This is a genomic window from Mycobacterium lehmannii, assembly GCF_002245535.1.
Taxonomy (GTDB): Bacteria; Actinomycetota; Actinomycetes; order Mycobacteriales; family Mycobacteriaceae; genus Mycobacterium; species Mycobacterium lehmannii.
In genome coordinates this window covers 1-1,347 of record NZ_NKCN01000067.1, presented here as the reverse complement: position 1 = coordinate 1,347, position 1,347 = coordinate 1, and the positions used below count along the sequence as shown (strand labels likewise).

Here is a 1,347-nt window from a genome sequence, read left to right as displayed (position 1 = left end):
TGAACCGCCCTGGTTCTGCCGGAGGCTCGATCTATTGGATTGCGACCAGGGGCTGGTCGCTCCGTTGGGCATCGTAGAACGTGGCCTCGAACTCGGTCGGAGGGACGTCGTCGAGGTAGCTGTGTAGGCGGGCGGTGTTGTGCCAGTACACCCAGCTCAGCGTGGCCAGCTCGATGTCCTCGACGGTCTTCCACGGCCCACTGCGGGCGGGTCCGTAGATCAGCTCGGCCTTGTAGTAGCCATTGACCGTTTCGGCCAGGGCGTTGTCGAAGCTGTCACCGACGGATCCGATCGAGGGCAGCGCGCCGATCTCGGCGAGGCGTTCACCGTAGCGGATGGACGTGAACTGCGATCCGGCATCGGAGTGACATGTCAGGCCGGGCAATGTGTTTCCGCGTGACCAGCGGGCCATCTCCAGTGCGTCGAGCACCATCGTGGTGCGCATGTTCGACGCCACCCGCCATCCCACGATCGTTCGGGAGAACGCATCGACGATGAAACAGACATAGGCCACTCCGGCCCAGGTCGGCACATAGGTCAGATCCGTCACCCACAATTGGTTGGGCGCTGATGCGCTGAAACGGCGGTTGACCAGATCGGGATGCCGTGGCGCGCCCAAGTCGGGCTTGGTGGTCTTGACTGCTTTGCCGCGCCGCACGCCCTCGATGCCCAGACTGCGCATCAGGCGCCCGACCTGGTCACGGCCCACATCGTGGCCGGCCCGACGGGCGGCTTTCCACAGCTTGAGGACACCGTAGACGCGGTAATTGTCTTCCCAGATCTGGCGCAGCGCCGGCCCCAGCTCGGCGTCGCGGATCGCCCGCGTCGAGGGCGCTCGGGTCTTGGTGTCGTAGTAGGTACTCGGGGCCACCGACACCCCTGCGCTGCGCAGGACGGTGCAGATGGGCTCGACCCCGAACTCGTCGCGGTTAGCGTCGATGAAGGCGACTATTTCTTGTGTTGGCGGTCGAGCTCCGCCCCGAAGAAACTAGCCGCTCGTTTCAGGATTTCGTTGGCGCGCTTAAGTTCTCGGTTCTCCTGCTCGAGCTTTTTGAGCCGATGGGATTCAGCGGTCGTGACCCCGGGCGCCACGCCCTCATCGATGTCGGCCTGCCGCACCCAGGTGCGGACCGACTCCACGCCGTAGCCGAGCTGGTTGGCCACCCGCTGCACCGTGCCCTGGGTGGTGCCCAGCTCGGTGCGTAAAGCGCGGACCATTCGGACCGCGGCGGCCTTCTCCTCAGGGCTGTAACGGCGCGTCGTGGGCTTCCCGGCAGACTGTTCCTTCGGCATACCTGCATCCTCGTTTCCAAGGTCAGGAGCCTCCAACATTTCCAGGGCGATTCA

1 protein-coding gene and 1 other annotated feature are annotated in these 1,347 nt (G+C 64.7%); the gene reads right to left on the bottom strand.

Going from position 1 to position 1,347, the window contains the following annotated elements; genetic code table 11:
* Positions 1–31: 31 nt before the first annotated feature.
* A protein-coding gene (locus CEX87_RS26875; RefSeq protein WP_094289876.1) for an IS3 family transposase occupies positions 32–1,293 on the bottom strand; the annotation gives its coding sequence in 2 pieces (ribosomal slippage) (positions 32–990 and positions 990–1,293; 1,263 coding nt in all).
* Positions 863–994, bottom strand: a sequence feature (AL1L pseudoknot). Its footprint overlaps the gene before it by 132 nt.
* Positions 1,294–1,347: the final 54 nt, after the last annotated feature.